The following is a 16677-nucleotide window of genomic DNA, read 5'->3' on the forward strand; positions in this document are numbered from 1 at the left end:
GCGCCGCACGGGACTGATCCGGTATTGGCTACATGACTGAACCGTCTGTTCCTCCGACCGTTGCCGAGTCCGACGCGGATTTCGACCCTAAGCGTGTCATTGCGCAGCTGCCGCACCTGCCCGGCGTGTATCGCTACTACGATGTACAAGGCGCCGTACTGTACGTGGGCAAGGCGCGCGACTTGAAAAAGCGTGTATCGAGCTATTTCACGAAGACGCTAGTCTCGCCGCGCATTGCGTTAATGGTCCAGCGCATCGCGCGCATCGAAACCACGGTGACGCGCTCCGAAACAGAGGCATTGCTGCTGGAGAATAACCTGATCAAGGCGTTGACGCCACGCTACAACATCCTGTTTCGCGATGATAAGTCGTATCCGTACCTGAAGCTCACTGGGCATCGCTTCCCGCGCATCACGTCCTATCGCGGCGCCGTCGACAAGCATAACCAGTATTTTGGCCCGTTCCCAAGTGGCTGGGCGGTGCGCGAAAGCATCCAGATCCTGCAGCGCGTATTCCAATTGCGAACCTGCGAGGACTCAGTCTTTAACAACCGTACCCGTCCCTGCCTGTTGCATCAGATCGGCCGGTGCACCGCGCCTTGCGTTGGCGCAATTAGTGACGAAGATTATGCGCGTGATGTGACCAACGCGGCGCGCTTTCTGCAGGGGCGTCAGCGCGAGGTAATGAAGGAACTGGAGGACAAGATGCATGGTTACGCGGCCGAGTTGAAATTCGAACAGGCGGCCGCGGTACGCAACCAGATGAGTTCGCTGTCCAAGGTGCTGCAACAGCAGGCGATCGAGGTTGGCACCGAGCGTGGCAGCGGCGATGCCGACATCCTGGCGGTGGTCGCACAAGGAGGGCGCGTATGCGTGAATCTGGCCATGGTGCGTGGCGGCCGCCATCTCGGCGACAAGGCTTATTTCCCGTCCCACGTCGAGACTGCGTTGGCCACGCCGGACGAACTCAGCGTGCAGGAGGCCATAAGCACCGCGTGTGTCGCCGATAGGCTGCCGGTGGGTCAGGCGCTGGTAGCCGCTGATGTCCTGGCGGCGGACCGTGACACCCGGAAGGCGGCGCGGGACGGCATCGAGGCAGCGGTGCTGGACGCGTTCATCGCACAGCACTATATCGGCCACCCGGTGCCGCCAGTGATCATCGTCAGCCATGCGCCGGCCACGCGTGAGTTGGTCGACGTGCTGGCGCAGCAGTGCGGGCACAAGGTCACGCTGATCCGCCAGCCGCAAGGCCAGAAGCGGGCATGGTTATCGATGGCCGAGCAGAATGCACGACTTGCGCTCGCCCGGCTGCTGTCCGAGCAGGGTTCCCAACAAGCCCGCACGCACGCGCTTGCTCAGGTGCTATCGATTGACCTGGAGGACTTGTCACCGTTGCGCATCGAGTGTTTCGACATCTCGCACACGATGGGCGAGGCCACCCAGGCCTCATGTGTCGTCTATCACCATCATAAGATGCAGTCCGCCGAGTACCGGCGCTACAACATCACGGGGATCACGCCGGGCGATGACTACGCTGCCATGCGACAGGTGCTCACGCGGCGCTATGAGAAAATCGTATCGCAGTTGGCCGGCGCATCATCGGCTTCGCCGGCCGACGTGCAAACGGCTGGCGGCGCCGCACCCGGCTGCAACACGCAGCCCACGGCGCAGGCAGTCGCGGGTGCTGGCGTGCTGCCGCATATCGTGCTGATCGACGGCGGCAAGGGACAGGTTGAGATCGCCCGTCAGGTTTTCACGGAATTGGGACTGGACGCCGGCATGCTGGTCGGGGTCGCGAAAGGTGAGGGTCGCAAGGTCGGTCTTGAGACCCTGGTCTTCGCGGACGGGCGGGCACCGCTCGAGTTGGGCAAGGAGAGCGCCGCGCTGATGCTGGTCGCGCAGATCCGCGACGAGGCGCACCGCTTTGCCATCACCGGGATGCGGGCCAAGCGCGCCAAGGCGCGTCACAGCTCGCGTCTGGAGGAACTCGAGGGGGTGGGGGCGAAGCGACGGCAGCGATTGCTCGCGCGCTTTGGCGGGCTGCGTGGCGTGATGTCCGCCAGCGTCGATGAATTGGCCAGCGTCGAAGGCGTGTCGCGCACGCTGGCCGAGCAGATCTACCGTCAATTGCACTGAGCATGGCGGCCGGCGCGCGCGCTGCTTGCTTGTGACGTGCCGGATCACGCGGCACAATGGCAATTCTGCGCAACCTTTCATCGCCAGTTCGCTTCGATGCCTTTCAATTTACCTATTTTTCTGACGTGGCTACGGATCGTGCTGATTCCGTTGATCGTTGGCGTGTACTATCTGCCGGACACGATGTTGGTCGCGCAGGACAAGAACGAAGCGGCTGCGGCCATCTTCATCCTGGCGGCGTTGACCGACTGGTTCGACGGATTCCTTGCGCGCAAGCTAAACCAGACCTCGGCATTTGGCGCCTTTCTCGACCCGGTCGCGGACAAGCTGATGGTGACCGCCGCATTGCTGATGCTAGTGCACTTGATGCGGCTCGATTCGGCCATTGCGCTGGTGATCGTGGGCCGTGAGATCACGATTTCCGCGCTGCGTGAATGGATGGCGCAGATCGGCGCATCCAAAAGCGTCGCCGTCAACTCGCTGGGCAAGTTCAAGACCGCGTGCCAGATGATCGCGATTCCGATGCTGCTGTATTACGCGCCGATTGGCGTGCCGGGGCAGTTCGCGATCAATACGCACGTTGTGGGCGAGTGGCTGATCTACTTGGCGGCCGTGCTGACGATCTGGTCGATGCTCTATTACATGAAACTGGCCTGGCCGCAGATCCGCGATCGGGCCACATGATAGATTGGAGTGGAGCGGGCATCCCTGCTGATTGCACGATATTTTATCGGCCTCTGTCCTTGACACTGCGCGCCACTTTCAGCATAATCTCGAACTCTGCTGAACACGCCAACGCGTGAACAGCAGCAGCATCGTGCGGGAGTAGCTCAGTTGGTAGAGCGCAACCTTGCCAAGGTTGAGGTCGCGAGTTCGAGACTCGTCTCCCGCTCCACGACGCACAGTAGTTGATGCTTGCGGGAGTAGCTCAGTTGGTAGAGCGCAACCTTGCCAAGGTTGAGGTCGCGAGTTCGAGACTCGTCTCCCGCTCCAGGTGCCACGGCGCGATAGCAAAGCGGTTATGCAGCGGCCTGCAAAGCCGTTTAGGCCGGTTCGACTCCGGCTCGCGCCTCCAGAAACCCCCTAGTTTTCAAGGGGGTTTTTTGTTTGTGCCACAGCCACGCGAGCTCGTTCAGGGTTGCCGCCCTCGAGTTCGTCAACAAGTGCGTTCGCATATAGTCCTCCATTGAGATCGTTTTGGAGCATGTACGACCCATGCACGCTGGGACGGACGGATGAAATGATCAGATGGATCGGCATGCATGGCACCTGTTTGCGCGCGATACACGCTTGCCGGGCCATCCACTCGCGGGTTACCTCCGGGTGCTGTCCGCCGCGCAGCACGATGATTGCGCCGATCGTGTCATCGGCCGCGTGCTGACGTCGCATCTTGCGTCGCGCGAACACAGCGCGACGATGGGGCTGCGTCAGGACGTTTGCTCGATCAGAAGCTTCAGGTCGTCGGTGATCATGTCTGCGGAGTCGGATGTGGTAGCGAGCAGACGCGCGCGGCCGGTACGATCGAACACATAGATCGCCGAGCTGTGCGTGACCTCGTAATTTCCGTTGCCGTCGGGTTTCTCGGTCTGATACGCGACGCGATAGCGTCGCGCTAGATTAGCAATCTGTTTTTCGGAGCCGCTCAGTCCGACCACGTGCTGCGGATCGAACGCCTGCACATAGGTATGCAATGTCTGCGGCGTGTCCCGGTGGGGATCGACCGAAATGAACAGAATGCGCACGTCGCGGGCGTCGTTGCCCAGTTGCTCGAGAACCTGCATTAGCCGAGCCATGGTCTCTGGGCATACATCCGGACAATGCGTGTAGCCGAAGAAGACTAGCGTGGTCTTGCCGGCGAACGACGCGCCGGACACGGTCTGCCCATTGTCCGCCTGCAGCGAAAAGCCGAGATCCGGCAGGTGGCCAGAGACGTTGGTCAGTTTCCACTGGCCGTCATCCCGCGTGCACGCTGACAATGCAACCGATAAGCCGACGCACGCGGCGAGCACGGCGTGGCGCAGCACCGATTGACGGCGGGGCGCGCGCGGAATTCGCATACGCGATCGAGGCAACGGGATGGACATCGGAAAACGGAACAGGGGTAGGGGCTTGGTGCGGAGCGTATCGACGCATCCACCGAATGAGATACTGTAGCGCATTTCGTTGCGCACGGCGACCCATGCACAGCGGTGGGGCAATATGCCGCGCGTTGCCGTTGCGGTAAGATGCCACGACAATAGGCCGGACGATGCGGCAACGTGCATGATGTGCGTCGACGGTTCATCGTCTTGTGCCGCTGTCTCTTTAATCCAGACTATCCGTTCGATGCAACGCTTATCCGATTCATTTGTTGCACTGTCTCGCATCAACCCGCTCGATGCAGCATTTTTCTTCGATTTCGACGGCACGCTGGTGGAACTGGCGGGGGCGCCGGATCGTGTGGTCGTCGAGCCGGTGCTCATCCAGTTGCTGGACGGGCTGCGGCAAGCATCGCACGGCGCGCTCGCGGTGGTGTCCGGGCGCGGCATCGACAGCATTGACACGCTGCTCGCGTCGGACGCACTGGCAAGCCTGCCCATCGCGGGGTTGCATGGTGCGGAGCGGCGCGATGCGAATGGCGACGTGCTGCGCGTGGGGTTCAACGATCCACGACTCGTGCGCATCGAACGGGAGCTTGAGCGCGTAGTCGGTGACAATCCTGGCATGCTGCTCGAGGTCAAGGGCGCGGCACTGGCGCTGCACTATCGGAATGCGCCGGATCGAGAGCCGGTGGCAAGACGCGAGACCGAACGGTTGTGCGTTGAATACAGCGACGCGTATGTGCTGCAGCCCGGCAAGATGGTGTACGAAATCAAGCCGAAGCATGTCGACAAGGGGCGGGCGATCGCGGCATTCCTCGACGAGCCGCCGTTCGTGGGTCGCGTGCCGGTTTTTGCAGGTGATGACCTGACGGATGAAAAGGGCTTCGACGTGGTCAATGCGCGCGGCGGCGTGTCGATCAAGATTGGTGACGGCGACACGCGGGCTGGCACCAGACTCCCTTCTGTCGCCGCGTTCCGCGATTGGCTCGCGACGCTGATTGGCGCGCGGCCGCCACACGCATGAACTGCTGGATGCACGGCGACGACCTGTACGGTGCCGCATGAGTCGGTTGATCATCGTTTCGAACCGGGTTGCGCCGATTTCCGAGGGGGGACCCGCCGCCGGCGGATTGGCGATCGGCGTCTATGACGCGTTAAAAGAGACCGGCGGCATGTGGTTCGGCTGGAGCGGCGACACGCAGTCCGGCCCGATCGGGCCGATCAAGCTCGACGAGCGTGGCCCGGTGACCTTTGCGACGATCGCGTTGTCCCGGCGCGACTACGAGCAATACTACCGCGGCTTTTCGAACGCGATGCTGTGGCCGACGTTCCACTATCGCTGCGACCTTGCCCATTTTGAGCGGCAGGAGTTTGACGGCTACTGTCGGGTCAACCGATGGCTGGCGGATCAGTTGGTACCGCTGATCCGGCCCGATGATGTGATTTGGGTCCACGACTATCATCTGATTCCGTTTGCCGAGGCACTGCGTGCGCGGCACGTGGCGAACCGTATCGGCTTCTTCCTTCATATTCCGTTTCCGCCCGCGCAGTTGCTATTGACCGTCCCGCCGCATGAGGGACTGATGCGGGCGCTGTGTTGCTTCGATCTGATTGGTTTTCAGACTGAAGGGGATCTGCGCGCATTCGTCGACTACATCGAGCATGAGGCACATGGGCAGGTCGAACGCCGCATCGACGCCAGGGTATGCAGCGTGCGGGCGTATGATCGCACGCTGCGCGCCGGCGCCTATCCGATCGGTGTTTACCCGGACGAGATCGCGCAATTGGCCGCGGCCGGCGAGAGCGCTAGCTACGTGCGCAATCTGAAGGCAACGCTACACGAGCGGCAACTGATCATGGCCGTGGACCGGCTGGACTATTCGAAAGGGTTGGTGGAGCGGTTCCGTGCGTTCGAGAAGCTGCTCGAGACGACGCCTGCGCACCGCAACCAGGTGTCATTCGTGCAGATTGCGCCACCGACCCGCGCTGACATGAACGCGTACCAGGACATCCGGCTGCAGCTCGAGGCGGAGGCGGGCCGGATCAACGGACGTTTCGCCGAATTGGATTGGGCGCCGATCCGCTACATTCATCGGCAGTACGAGCGACAGGTGCTGGCCGCGTTGTTCCGGATATCCGATGTCGGCTACGTGACGCCGCTGCGCGACGGCATGAATCTGGTGGCCAAGGAGTATGTGTCCGCGCAAGATCCCGACGATCCGGGCGTTTTGGTGTTGTCACGCTTCGCCGGCGCTGCGCAGGAACTGCACGGCGCGTTGATCGTCAATCCCGCCGACCTTGTGGGTATGGCTGAGGCATTGGATCGCGCGCTGAGCATGCCGCTGGTTGAACGGCGGCAGCGTCACGCGGATATGATGACGCAGTTGCGTGAGAACAACGTGTCTGTGTGGCGTGATCACTTCCTCGGCGACCTGCGCTTGCCGGCGCCGGGCGGAGGCTGACAGCGAGCGCGCCGTCAAAGAGGGTGGCAGCGACGCACACGCGGCGACGCCCACACGCAGCGGTGGGATGACTGCGCGGGCCGGGCCCCGTCAGAGATGCGCCAGCCTCGTTGCCAAGGACGTGCCAGCCTCGTTAAGCGTGCTCGACGAGCCGCAGTTCGTGGTCATGGGCCACTGCGCGTCCCGATTGCTTTGTCAACAGGTCTCGATACGGGCCGGGCCGGTTCTTTAGCTCGTCTGGCGTGCCATCGTCGATGACCTTGCCCGCGCTCATCACGATGATGCGGTCAAAGTTCTGCAGTGTCGAGAGCCGGTGCGCGATCGCCACCACGGTGCGGCCCTGCATCAGCCGGTCCAGCGCCTGCTGGATCGCTTCCTCAGAGGCGCTGTCCAGTGCGGACGTCGCTTCGTCCAACAGCAGAATCGGGGCGTCCTTCAGGATGGCGCGCGCGATCGCGATGCGTTGACGCTGTCCACCGGAGAGCTTGACGCCACGGTCGCCGACGATTGTCTCGAACCCCTCCGGCATCGCCTCGATGAAGTCCGTGCAGCGGGCTTCGCGCGCTGCGGCGAACACTTCTTCGCGAGACGCATCGGGCCGGCCATAGGCGATATTCTCATACACGGTTCGATGGAACAGCGAAATATCCTGTGGCACCAGAGCAATGGCACTGCGCAAGCTGTCCTGCGTGATGCGTGAGATGTCCTGCCCGTCGATCCGGATCACGCCGACCTGCGGCTCGTAGAAGCGCTGCAGTAGTGCCAGTACGGTGGACTTGCCGGCGCCGGATTTGCCCACCAGCCCAACTCGCTGGCCCGGTTCGATATGCAATTCGAAATGATCGAGAATCGGGCGGCGTCGCGGATACGCGAACGTGACCAGCTCGAAATCGACGCGCCCCCCATTCGTGTTCAGCTCGGTGGCGTCGTTGCGGTCGGGCATGTCATGCGGCTCGAGCAGCGTCTGCACGGCTTCGGATAGCCTCGCCACGTGCTGCGTGACATCCACCAGCGCGACTGCGAGGTCCCGCGTGCCATGCAGGATCGTGAAGCCCAGCGAACTTACCAGCACGATGTCGCCGGGGGTTGCCTGCCCGCGCGTCCATAGCCACAGTGTCCAACCGAGCAGCCCGGCCGAGAGCAGTGCCGTGATTACCGCGTGCAACAGCCGTAGCTTCTCCAGGTACAGCAGGCTTTGCTGGCGTGCGGTCATCTCGGCGCGCACGGTCATGCCGAAGCGCCGCTGCTCGCGCAGCGTCATGCCGAAGGCGCGCACCAGCGCCATATTGCCAATCACGTCGACCAGTTCGCCGTCCACTGACGCAGCGCGCGTCGCGAAGGCCTGGTGACGCGCGCTGCCGCGTTGAGCCAGTTTGAACAGTACGATCGCCAGAATGGCGGAGGCTACCAGCAGTGTGCTGGCCATCAGAGGGTTGACCGCGAAGATCATCACGATCGCGCCGCATACGGCGATGCAAGGCGGCAGCACATTCCACGCCATCATGTTCTCGGCCGTATAGACGGCATTAGACGTGGCAGTGATGCGGCTGGCTAGCATCCCCGGCTGTTTCTCGGCGAAATAGGTCGGCGAATGGCCGCTCAGATAGCGGAACAGGTCCTTGCGCAAGTCGCCTGTGACGACTACGAACGTATGCGCGGCGATCCAGCCGCCGACCCGCCATAGTAGGTTGTCGGCGGCAATCAAGCCGACCAGCAGCCCGAACGCGCCCCATAGCTCGAGCGGGTGATTGCGGCCGTGGCTGAGCACATCGATCAAATGCTTGATCGCATACTGCGACGCCAGCGCGCAGCCGACTGCCGCGAATACGCTTGCCAGTACGGTGGCATGTGCGACTGGATGATGCCGGATGTAGCGAAACAGGAACGCCAGTGGACGATGGGCGTAGCTCGCCAGCCGCGTATTGCGCGCATTGCGTTCGGCCGTGGTTAGGCGCTCGATCTGGTCGGGGTAAAGCGTCGAATCGGTGTTTGCCATGGCGAGTGCGGTGGCCTCGAACAGTGGTGACCCTGGCAGACGGACTGCCAAAGACGGGATTGTAAACGCGCCGGGAACGGTTCAGGCGGGCGATGTGCGAATCGGCAGGCCAAGGCACGTATGGCTATGGGCCTCGACGGCAGCCGATCGGGCGTGGCGAGCAAGCGACATTCTATGTCCGTAGGCGACTGTATTTTAAGATACAATGACACGTCAGCCTGCGATAAGTGACAGCGCGTTGCGTTGCGTTAAGTCGCGCAGCCCGACCTCCGGCCCGCGTTGCCAGCCCTGCACATAATCTAGAACAGCCTTTTAGAACAAGGCTTAGCAAAGTGTATCAATACTGTAACAAGGTAAAGACTTTGAAAGGCAGGCCTGGATTTGTGCTATGCGGCATCGATAATCGAGTCCGGTTCAGCCCCTAGGCAGTTTTGCCGAACAGTCAACAGCTTGACGTTTTGAGCGTTTATGGCTTGCACACCGTCGGAAGGCGATGGCATTGAGCGCGGCAGACGGATCAAACCGAGAGACTGCACAACCGTACCGCACCGTTGCAGCAAGACCGGCACGCGCTTGCGCCGATGGCGCAGGCGGGGCGGCCCGGGCGGCAAACTGGGGATTCCTGAGCCGTATTAAACCGAAGCAGTCACTTCGCCTGACTTTTTTAGGAGTTTACCGACATGCGAATCGCTCAAATCGCGCCGCTGCACGAGGCCGTTCCCCCAAAGCTGTACGGTGGGACCGAGCGCGTCGTGTCCTATCTCACCGAAGCGCTGGTCGAACTCGGACATGATGTGACGCTGTTTGCCAGTGGAGATTCGCAGACGTCGGCCAAGCTCGATGCGGTATGGCCGCAGGCGTTGCGACTGGATCCGTCGATCCGCGACACGATGGCGCCACACATGTTGCTGCTCGAGCAGGTGCGCCGACGCTCGGAAGAGTTCGATGTACTGCATTTCCATATCGACTACTACCCGTTTCCGCTGTTTTCGCGCCAGCCGGTGCCGCATTTGACGACATTGCACGGCCGGCTCGACTTGCCCGAGCTGCAGCCGATCTTCAACGTATTCGATGACGTGCCGGTCGTGTCGATCTCTGACAACCAGCGCAACCCGTTACCGCAAGCCAATTGGCTCTCGACCGTGCATCATGGTTTGCCCATCGATCTGCTGACGCCGCGCACCAACATCGAGCCGAGCTATCTGGCTTTCCTGGGTCGTATTTCGCCGGAAAAGCGCGTGGATACCGCGATTCGTATCGCACAGCAGTGCGGCATGAAGATCAAGATCGCCGCGAAGCTCGATAAGGCCGATCGCGCATATTACGACGAACAGATCAAGCCGCTGATGTCGCTGCCGCACGTCGAGTACATCGGCGAGATCTCGGAAGCCGAGAAGGCGCAGTTCCTGTCGGGCGCGCATGCGTTGCTGTTTCCGATCGACTGGCCGGAGCCGTTCGGCCTGGTGATGATCGAGGCAATGGCTTGCGGCACGCCCGTGATCGCATTCAAGCGCGGGTCGGTGCCGGAAGTGATCGAGAATGGCGTGTCGGGCTTTGTCGTCGAAGACGAGTTGAGCGCAGTTGCCGCGGTGAACCGGCTGCACACATTGTCGCGCGCCGGCGTGCGGGCGGCATTCGAGGCCCGTTTTACATCGAAGGTGATGGCGCAACGCTATGTCGATGCGTACGAGGCACTGCTGCGCCGCAGCCGTCGCACGGTGCTGCGCGAAGTCGCCGCCGGCTAAGCAAGCCACATCGGGCCGGTTAGGCGAGCCCGCTGCCTCCCTCCAATGCCTACGGCTGTCGATGCCGTGGGCGTTTTTGTTTGCGCGGCGATTGCCGCATTGCACCGTAAGAGTCCTTATAATGTGCCGCTGATGCAATTGCGGCGGCCTGCAGGGCGGCTGTGCGACAAACAGGAGAATAACTTGCCGAAGGTGATGCAGCCGAGCCGCCATACTGTGCCGGGCGCCGCGACGATCTTCGCGCTGCGCGCGATCGGACTCGCGTTGCTTGCACGCTGGTTGCACTCGATGTCGCAAATGGGCTTCGTGCCCGTGTTGACCGACATTGCGTCGTCACCGTGGGCATGCCTGAACGTCATCCTGCTGTTCCTGCTGATCACGCTGCCCGGCGCGCAGGCGCGGGCTGAGCGGCCATTCCATCCGTTGCCACAATGGCTGCGGCAGGCATTGCGCTGCTTCTCGCTCATTTGCTTTTTATTTGCCGCATGGTCGATCGGACTGTTTATCTGCGCTGCGGGGGCAAAGGCGGCGCTGCGCGCGATGGCCGACAGTAACGGATGGATCGCCGTATCGCCGGGGCTATATATCGTGGTGGCGTGGATTTGCCGGCCTCGGCCACTGTGGCGGTCTAATTTTGCTGCGCGGCGCTTTGCGATCGGCCGCTATGCAGTGTCGCTCGACGTCGCCACGCGTACCGTCGTCGTTTGGGTCGAAAGCCGGAAGGTTGGCCAGTACGACGGTCGCGAATTGTCGGTGCGCATCGTCCACGAGCATGTGCCGATCCGCGCATGGCGGCGATGGGTTCGCGCGGCACAGCCTCGTGCCGATTTGCTGTGGAACTCGCCCGCCGCGGCCGGCCACAACCGGCAACTGGTGATGCACGCAGTGCTCAAAAACGACGCGGATCGTACCGCTAGTAGGGCTTTGGAGAAGGCGCTTGCGTCGCTCAATGCTGTGTGATCCCTGTCTGTCAATGAATTGGGTTGAACTGCTAATTGTACCGTCAGTGCGCCTTTCGTTTGATAAGGTAGCAAGCTCGCAAGCCATCGATCGGTTTTAATTTCCCTTTGCCACGTGTAACGCCTTATTGGATCGTTTCGTCGCGGCAAACCAACATCGGTGTGACGAATAGTTGCTTTGCGACTCATGCTGCAGACGATGCGATGACGCGCAAGCAACGCTTGATATTCGGTATTGGCGTACTAATTTTTGTTATCCGAAAATATTGTTATCCTATTGACTTGTCCGAGGAACTTAGATCATGACAAATACAACACATCTCCTTCGCTGACCGCTCGCCGAATTGTTCGAACGCAGTAGGGTGCCATTTGCGTTCGCGAGTTCGAAGACATACTAAGAGCGCTGCAGTGATGCACATGTCAGTTGGCTTCGTCCCCAAGAGCACGCATTAACCGATCAGCTCAAGGTGCTGCGCACCGTGTGGCCCCGTGTAGACGACGTGCCCTCGATCGAAGCTTGCCAGTTTTCCCTTGTGCGTACGAGCTAGCGCTAGCAGGTACGTGTTAGTCAACTGTGCGGCCGATAGCCGCCGGTTTGCGTCAACGTGGTCCGCGTCAAGTAGACTTAAGTCATCAAGCCCAAAGGGATGGCTTGGGTGAGTGCGCAGCGGCGCCACAGCGGACGGCGAACCCATTGTGCGGGGTACTCCGGATGGCCCAGAACCGCTGCGGGCCAACCTGCTTGACGTGAAGGAGCAGTACGACCGCCAACTCAAGGATCTGCAGGAAGCCTATGCAAAGGCAATGCTGGAGTGACGTGCGCGGAAAAAAGCGCCAAGCCCTTCGAGACCTTGCAGTACGCGAGCAGGTTCATAGGCGACTAGATACAGTTCTACAACCACCGGCACCCGCATTAGGCGCTGGGCATGCGAATGCCCGTACAGGCGTTCAATTTAGCAGCCTGATGTGTGCATGTCGTGCTGGGTCATTACAGGACGCGTTCCATTGCATAACGGACTCTAAGTATAGGCAGCCCTTCAACATCACTTGATGTTTGTATACCCTGTTGCAGGGCGGCGGTTCCCGCTATAATCCGGAGTCTATTTCTCGCAGGCGGGCTTCATGCGCTCATGTGCGCACGTGGTGTGTGGAAGCTCTGGGCCTGTTGAGATGGAAGAGCCGTTGTCGCTTCGGACGGGTCCACAAAAACGGGCCGCGGTCTGCTTTCGAGAGGTTTCCGTAAGTTTTGGCTAACGTTTTCCGCCACAGAATGTTGCGCTGTCTGTCCCCGGTTTTGGCTCAATGAATCGACTCGCCCGCCAAAAATGCTGGGTTTTTGCTTCCATCGTTACCTATCACCCGGATATTTGGCTGAGCGAGGAGACTTTCGTCGACGCGCTGGTTGAATTGGCGGACAAGCGTTCGGCTGATTGCCTGTTGCGAACGTGTGGGGTGAGTTATGGTCGAGGCCACAACTTTGCAATCGTGGCGATCGACGGCGAATTCCATCGGGTGCTGAATCTCGATTCCGCTACTTTGAGGATACGACTCACGCCTGCGCGCAGCGAAGGTTGGGCGTCTCGTGGATTGTCCCGCCGCGCGCATCGTTCACCTCGGCTGAGGCGCGGTATGCACAGGAAGCAAGTCCATCAGGATGTTTGCCGCCTCGGCAGTACGCTTACTCAACCGGTTGTTGGGGGATATAGGAAGGACGTTTGTCTTCGCGGACGCACCTGATCGTGCAGCGACGATGCCGGCCGCCTTCGGTGATTTTGCTCACTATCGTCGGGCGAAAACAACAGGACTAACCACCTCTCAATTTATGAGACAAATAGATTTTCGCAGGAACGAGCTCTGGGATACGGCGAAGGCACCCCATCTGTGGGGCTTGCTCGCGTGGTACGACATCAAGCAGCGCTACCGCCGCTCGGTGCTCGGACCGTTGTGGATGACGCTCAGCACCGGTATTTTGATCGCCACGCTCGGCGCCGTCTGGTCGCTGATCTTCAACATGAAGATTCACGAATACTTGCCTTTCTACGCGGTGGGGCAGGTGATCTGGTCGTTCTACTCGACGCAGATCAACGAATCGTGCGTGGGCTTCACACAGTTCGAAGGGGTAATGAAGCAGACGCGCTTGCCGGTGCCGTCGTACATTTTGCGGCTCGTTATGCGCAATCTGATCATCCTCGCGCACAACTTCCTTGTGGTCGTGGTCGTGATCTCGTTCGTCGGGCCGGGCTGGTCGTGGACGGCGCTGGTGGCAATTCCGGGCTTGCTGCTCACCACCACGGCGATTTATTTCGCCTCGCTGTGTGTTGCCATTCCGTGCACGCGTTTTCGTGATCTGCAGCCGGTCGTCCAAAATCTCATGATGATCGGCTTTTACGTCACGCCCATCTTGTGGCAGCCGAAGACGCTCGGCGACCGCTTCTTGTGGCTCGTGAACCTGAACCCGGCGACGCACCTTATCAGCGTGGTGCGTGACCCTCTGCTCGGCACGCTGCCGACTCTTCAGTCCTGGGCCTGGGTGCTGGGGACGATCGTTTTTTTCGCTGTAATGGCTTCGTTGTTGCTGTCGCGCTACCGGCATCGCATCGCGTACTGGCTTTGACAGGATCGTTGAATGAATTCCGTACATATTCGCGCCGAGCACATCACGGTTGAATTTCCCATTTTCAATGCATCGCACCGCTCTCTGAAGAAGGCTGTGCTGCGTGCGACCACCGGCGGCCGCGTCGCGCGCGATGCTGGCAAGCACGTGGTCGTGCGCGCCGTGAGCGACGCGAGCTTCGAATTCAAGGCCGGTGACCGGGTCGCGCTGGTAGGCCACAACGGCGCGGGTAAGACCACGTTGTTGCGGGTTTTATCGGGTGTCTATGCGCCGGTGTCTGGCACGCTCGACGTCAAGGGCAGGATCGGCTCGCTGCTCGACATGTCGCTTGGCATGGATCCAGAAGCGACAGGCTACGAAAACATTTTCCTACGCGGCATTGTGATGGGGCTGCGCCCAAGCGAGATCGAAGAGAAAATCGATGAGATCGCGGCGTTCAGCGAGCTGGGAGACTATCTCGACATGCCCACGCGGACATATTCGAGCGGGATGGCTTTGCGTCTGGCCTTCGCGGTTTCGACCGCGGTGCACCCCGACATTCTGCTCATGGACGAATGGCTGTCCGTAGGCGATGAATCGTTCAACAAGAAGGCGTCCGACCGCCTGAATTCGCTCGTTGAGCAGTCGTCCATTCTCGTGATGGCCTCGCATTCGCCTCAACTCGTGCAAAAGGTTTGCAATCGCAAGATCGTGCTCGAAAAAGGCATGCTGACCGAAGTGCCAGTCGATCAATCCGTTTAGCGCACCTCGCGCTTTCTCGGCACGCCATTCCTAATCTTCTCAGTATTGCTCAACGGATCTTTCCGTCATGTCTACGACGAACAGCCCAGTGCATATCTACGTCTGCCATCATAAACCCGGACCGGCAACGGTGTCGGATCGGTGCTTTCTGCCGATTCAGGTGGGCGCGAGCCGCTCGTCCGTCGACCTAGGGCTTAGGCGCGATGACGCTGGCGACAATATCTCACACAAGAATGGCACGTTCTGCGAATTGACGGCGTTGTACTGGGCCTGGAAGAACGATCGCGACGCACAGTGGATCGGCCTGATGCACTATCGGCGTTTCTTGGATTTTAGCGGCGCAACGCATGAAATCGACGTGCACGGGTGTGTGAACTATGACCGTCTCGATGAAGAGACAATAGAAACCCTCGGCCTCACGGCGTCGCGCGTTGAAGCGCTGCTCGTGTCGAAGCCCGGATTGCTTGCCGTGCTGCCGCAGAAATGGTCCGTGCGCAACGCGGGGAACCGCACATTGCGTGCACACTACGTGAAGGCCATGCACCATTATGAGGCGGATCTCGATGTGTTGCGCGCCGTCATCGGCGATTTGTATCCGACTGACGTAGAGCATTTTGATGCGGTCATGGACGCGCACGAGGGCTACTTCACGAACATTTTCGTTCTGCGTCGCGATCTGTTCGACGAATACTGCCAATGGGTATTTTCGGTTCTGTTCGAGGTCGAGCGCCGTCTTGATCTGACGAACTATTCGGTGGCCGCGCAACGCGTTTTTGGCTACATGTCCGAGCGTCTCTTCAATGTCTTCGCGCGCAAGCGCCTCGCCGATCCGGCAACCTACGTCGAACTCGAGCGCGTGTTTGTGCGGGATCAGCGCGTCGAATATCGCGCGCCCGCACGGCCGGCCGACAATGCGGTGAGCGTGGTGACGGCATCGGATGGCAACTTTGTGCCACACCTGGCGACTTTCATGACGTCGGTACAGGCTAACCTCGATCCGCAGCGGGAGCTGGATCTGATCGTGCTCGACGGCGGCATTCCCGAATATCAGCGGGCGCTACTCGAGCGGCAATTCCGGCTGAACGGTCGCGGGCGTCTCACGTTCTTGTCGTGCTCGGACATGTTTGCCGACATTCCGCTGCATGCGCATTTTTCTGCCGCGACGTTCTATCGCCTGAGTCTCGGCGAACTGCTTGCGAATCATGACCGCGTCGTTTATGTCGACGCGGATACGGTCGTGCTCGGCGATCTTTCCGCGATCTACGACCTCGACCTTGACAGACACGCCGTCGGGGCTGTGCCCGACGTCATCATGCGCAGCTTTGCGGCGACGGGCGTGCCGGCGCTCAAGGAGGCGGGCGGGGCACGCGCGGGCGACTATCTGCGAGACTGGCTCGGCATGGGCAATCGCGGCGACGAATATTTCCAAGCCGGTCTCATTGTCATGGACCTCGAGGCGCTGCGCGCGATAAACCTGCGTGAACATGCCTACAGCGACCTCACGAGCAAACGCTATTGGTTTCTCGATCAAGACGTGCTCAACAAGCATCTACTCGGCCGCGTCAAGTTTTTGGACCTGAGCTGGAACGTCGTCAACGCGTCGATGGACGTGATATCCGGATTGGGTGCGAATCTGGCGGAAAAAGTGCGTGAGGCATTTGCAGCGCCTCAGATGGTTCACTACGCCGGCTTCGAAGCGAAGCCCTGGAACAACCCAGCCGCGCCGCTCGCGCATTTCTACTGGTACTATTTGCGCCGCACATTCTGGTACGAAGCTGTGGTCGAGCGCCGCCCGATCGCCGCGCCTACGCTGGACGCCGGCATGAATCGGAGCCGCTTCTACCGGTTCGCGCGCAAGATCTGGCGGCGCATGCCGAATGCGCTGCAGCGGCGCCTGTTCTGGGTGCGGGACCAGATGATGTGAGCGGGCGAGAGCGGTGTAGT

General features: G+C 60.6%; 12 protein-coding genes, 3 tRNA genes and 1 pseudogene. 13 read left to right on the top strand and 3 right to left on the bottom strand.

The window, feature by feature from the left end:
* Positions 1-32 precede the first annotated feature (32 nt).
* The 5 genes from uvrC to B0O95_RS01345 all read left to right on the top strand — a co-directional run bounded on the left by uvrC (position 33) and on the right by B0O95_RS01345 (position 3210).
* A complete protein-coding gene (gene uvrC, locus B0O95_RS01325; RefSeq protein ID WP_104076238.1) occupies positions 33-2135 on the top strand; it encodes an excinuclease ABC subunit UvrC in 2103 nt (700 codons plus the stop codon).
* A 96-nt stretch (positions 2136-2231) separates the two neighbouring features.
* A complete protein-coding gene (gene pgsA / locus B0O95_RS01330; protein WP_104076239.1) occupies positions 2232-2819 on the top strand; it encodes a CDP-diacylglycerol--glycerol-3-phosphate 3-phosphatidyltransferase in 588 nt (195 codons plus the stop codon).
* A gap of 135 nt (positions 2820-2954) precedes the next feature.
* Positions 2955-3030, top strand: a tRNA-Gly gene (locus B0O95_RS01335).
* Positions 3031-3052: 22 nt separating this feature from the next.
* Positions 3053-3128: transfer RNA gene (locus B0O95_RS01340), tRNA-Gly, on the top strand.
* 8 nt (positions 3129-3136) lie between these two features.
* Positions 3137-3210 (top strand) — tRNA-Cys (locus tag B0O95_RS01345).
* Between the two features lie 352 nt (positions 3211-3562).
* Here the strand turns inward: B0O95_RS01345 and B0O95_RS01355 are convergent.
* Complete coding sequence (locus B0O95_RS01355) at positions 3563-4192, bottom strand: SCO family protein (protein WP_199180397.1); 630 nt, start codon at positions 4190-4192, stop codon at positions 3563-3565.
* 268 nt (positions 4193-4460) lie between these two features.
* Between B0O95_RS01355 and otsB the strand changes: the two genes are divergently transcribed.
* Positions 4461-5240: a trehalose-phosphatase gene (gene otsB / locus B0O95_RS01360; RefSeq protein ID WP_104076240.1), complete on the top strand. Its 780-nt coding sequence runs from the start codon at positions 4461-4463 to the stop codon at positions 5238-5240.
* Between the two features lie 37 nt (positions 5241-5277).
* The gene (otsA, locus tag B0O95_RS01365; RefSeq protein ID WP_104076241.1) at positions 5278-6678 is read left to right on the top strand and encodes an alpha,alpha-trehalose-phosphate synthase (UDP-forming); all 1401 of its coding nucleotides are present in this window, start codon (positions 5278-5280) and stop codon (positions 6676-6678) included.
* A 133-nt stretch (positions 6679-6811) separates the two neighbouring features.
* On the opposite strand, the gene B0O95_RS01370 is transcribed toward otsA, so the two are convergent.
* Complete coding sequence (locus B0O95_RS01370) at positions 6812-8674, bottom strand: ABC transporter ATP-binding protein (RefSeq protein WP_199180398.1); 1863 nt, start codon at positions 8672-8674, stop codon at positions 6812-6814.
* Positions 8675-9354: 680 nt separating this feature from the next.
* Between B0O95_RS01370 and B0O95_RS01375 the strand changes: the two genes are divergently transcribed.
* Together B0O95_RS01375 and B0O95_RS01380 are read left to right on the top strand one after the other, a co-directional pair.
* Positions 9355-10419, top strand: coding sequence for a glycosyltransferase family 4 protein (locus B0O95_RS01375; protein ID WP_104076242.1), 1065 nt, complete (start codon positions 9355-9357; stop codon positions 10417-10419).
* 195 nt (positions 10420-10614) lie between these two features.
* Complete coding sequence (locus B0O95_RS01380; protein ID WP_104076355.1) at positions 10615-11379, top strand: hypothetical protein; 765 nt, start codon at positions 10615-10617, stop codon at positions 11377-11379.
* Between the two features lie 448 nt (positions 11380-11827).
* Here B0O95_RS01380 and B0O95_RS15265 read toward each other — a convergent pair whose 3' ends face one another.
* Positions 11828-12073 carry a hypothetical protein gene (locus B0O95_RS15265; protein ID WP_146063951.1) on the bottom strand — a complete coding sequence of 82 codons (246 nt, stop codon included), beginning with the start codon at positions 12071-12073 and terminating at the stop codon, positions 11828-11830.
* Between the two features lie 31 nt (positions 12074-12104).
* Here B0O95_RS15265 and B0O95_RS15745 point away from each other — a divergent pair.
* The 4 genes and pseudogenes from B0O95_RS15745 to B0O95_RS01395 all read left to right on the top strand — a co-directional run.
* Positions 12105-12194: pseudogene (locus tag B0O95_RS15745) on the top strand (DUF1153 domain-containing protein); the annotation flags it as partial.
* Between the two features lie 838 nt (positions 12195-13032).
* Positions 13033-13992 (top strand): ABC transporter permease, encoded by a 960-nt coding sequence (locus B0O95_RS01385; protein ID WP_233203005.1) that lies wholly within the window; start codon positions 13033-13035, stop codon positions 13990-13992.
* Positions 13993-14004: 12 nt separating this feature from the next.
* Positions 14005-14733 carry an ABC transporter ATP-binding protein gene (locus B0O95_RS01390; protein WP_104076244.1) on the top strand — a complete coding sequence of 243 codons (729 nt, stop codon included), beginning with the start codon at positions 14005-14007 and terminating at the stop codon, positions 14731-14733.
* A 67-nt stretch (positions 14734-14800) separates the two neighbouring features.
* The gene (locus tag B0O95_RS01395; RefSeq protein ID WP_104076245.1) at positions 14801-16657 is read left to right on the top strand and encodes a DUF4422 domain-containing protein; all 1857 of its coding nucleotides are present in this window, start codon (positions 14801-14803) and stop codon (positions 16655-16657) included.
* Positions 16658-16677 lie beyond the last annotated feature (20 nt).

The sequence above is a fragment of the Mycetohabitans endofungorum genome, from assembly GCF_002927045.1.
GTDB classification, from domain to species: Bacteria; Pseudomonadota; Gammaproteobacteria; order Burkholderiales; family Burkholderiaceae; genus Mycetohabitans; species Mycetohabitans endofungorum.

Excerpts from the sequence above, each read along its gene's own strand:
- uvrC (WP_104076238.1), top strand. The coding sequence starts at position 33 with ATGACTGAACCGTCTGTTCCTCCGACCGTTGCCGAGTCCGACGCGGAT.
- pgsA (WP_104076239.1), top strand. The coding sequence starts at position 2,232 with ATGCCTTTCAATTTACCTATTTTTCTGACGTGGCTACGGATCGTGCTG.
- B0O95_RS01355 (WP_199180397.1), bottom strand. The coding sequence starts at position 4,192 with ATGCGAATTCCGCGCGCGCCCCGCCGTCAATCGGTGCTGCGCCACGCC.
- otsB (WP_104076240.1), top strand. The coding sequence starts at position 4,461 with ATGCAACGCTTATCCGATTCATTTGTTGCACTGTCTCGCATCAACCCG.
- otsA (WP_104076241.1), top strand. The coding sequence starts at position 5,278 with ATGAGTCGGTTGATCATCGTTTCGAACCGGGTTGCGCCGATTTCCGAG.
- B0O95_RS01370 (WP_199180398.1), bottom strand. The coding sequence starts at position 8,674 with ATGGCAAACACCGATTCGACGCTTTACCCCGACCAGATCGAGCGCCTA.
- B0O95_RS01375 (WP_104076242.1), top strand. The coding sequence starts at position 9,355 with ATGCGAATCGCTCAAATCGCGCCGCTGCACGAGGCCGTTCCCCCAAAG.
- B0O95_RS01380 (WP_104076355.1), top strand. The coding sequence starts at position 10,615 with ATGCAGCCGAGCCGCCATACTGTGCCGGGCGCCGCGACGATCTTCGCG.
- B0O95_RS15265 (WP_146063951.1), bottom strand. The coding sequence starts at position 12,073 with ATGGGTTCGCCGTCCGCTGTGGCGCCGCTGCGCACTCACCCAAGCCAT.
- B0O95_RS01385 (WP_233203005.1), top strand. The coding sequence starts at position 13,033 with ATGTTTGCCGCCTCGGCAGTACGCTTACTCAACCGGTTGTTGGGGGAT.
- B0O95_RS01390 (WP_104076244.1), top strand. The coding sequence starts at position 14,005 with ATGAATTCCGTACATATTCGCGCCGAGCACATCACGGTTGAATTTCCC.
- B0O95_RS01395 (WP_104076245.1), top strand. The coding sequence starts at position 14,801 with ATGTCTACGACGAACAGCCCAGTGCATATCTACGTCTGCCATCATAAA.